The following is a 1,091-nucleotide window of genomic DNA, read 5'->3' on the forward strand; positions in this document are numbered from 1 at the left end:
GTCGCGTTTCCGGAAACGCTAGGCCGGTCCGCGCGAACGGCCGGCCGGCGATAGCGACGGCCGCCCCTGCGAGAGGCGGCCGCCGGGATCGGTCAGGTCAGGACGACGATCGCCACGCGCCGGTTCTGGGCGCGGCCCTCGGCGGTGTTGTTGGGCGCGACCGGCGCCTCTTCGCCGTACGAGATCGTCGCCATGCGGTTCAGGGCGATGCCCTGACGGCTCAGCGAGCGGCGAACCGCCTCGGCGCGGGCGGCGCCCAGCTCCTCGTTGTAGGCCGCGTCCCCGCTGGCGTCGGTGTAGCCCTGGATCTCCAGATAGACGTTGCGGTTCTCGCTCTTCAGGCGCTGGGCCAGTTCGGCCAGGCGCTGCTCGGCCTCGGGCGACAGGGCGTGCCGGTTGGTCGGGAACTTCACCGAATCGTCCGACAGGACGACTTCGTACAGGAACTTGCCCTCGGCCAGCTTGTGGGCGGCGTTGGCGCGCTCCAGGGCCTGGCCGGCGGTTCCTTCCACGCCGGTGACGCGCGTGTCGACCTCGGTCACCCGGGCGTCGACCAGAGCGGTCTGGTCGCGCACGAAGCGGTGGCTGGCGCAGCCGCTGGCGGCGACGCCAACGGACAGGATCACGCCGGTCACGGCCGCGAGCCGGAGTTTCGATCGATTCAAGGTCAGTCTCCATTCGTCACGGGGGCGCCCTTTCCCCCGGGTTGATCCCCGAAGATGACAGCTACGGTGGGAGACACGGCGGTCTCATGACGTCTCTGAGGCGGGATTCCGGCAGCTTGACCATTGTAATAGCCAAGCTTTTCGAAAACCGGGCGCCACGATCCTGACACGGACGCTCTGGATCGTCCCCGCGGGCGGACGGGTGCAGCGTGGAGTTTTCATGGGCGGAGAGGGACGCAAGGCCGGCTCGCGTCGGCGGTGGCTAGCGGGCGCGATCAGCGTGGCTCTGCACCTGGGCGTGCCTCTGCTGCTGCTGTCCCTTCCGGTCCCGCCGGCGCCGGCCCCCGACGCGCCGCCCGAGCCGATTCTGGTCACCTTGATCGATCCGCCCCCTCCTCCCCCCGCCGCCTCCGCCGCCGCCCCGCG

Annotated in this window: 1 protein-coding gene and 1 pseudogene; one reads left to right on the top strand and one right to left on the bottom strand. The window is 70.7% G+C overall.

Annotated elements, in window-relative coordinates:
- Positions 1–92: 92 nt before the first annotated feature.
- Positions 93–665, bottom strand: a complete 573-nt coding sequence (locus tag AC2W7C_RS18295; RefSeq protein ID WP_486002619.1) for an OmpA family protein — start codon at positions 663–665, stop codon at positions 93–95.
- Between the two features lie 220 nt (positions 666–885).
- Between AC2W7C_RS18295 and AC2W7C_RS18300 the strand changes: the two are divergent.
- Positions 886–1,091 (top strand): annotated as a pseudogene (locus AC2W7C_RS18300) (hypothetical protein); the annotation flags it as partial.

The organism is Brevundimonas sp. CURTG3B2_SDJG (genome assembly GCF_057364705.1).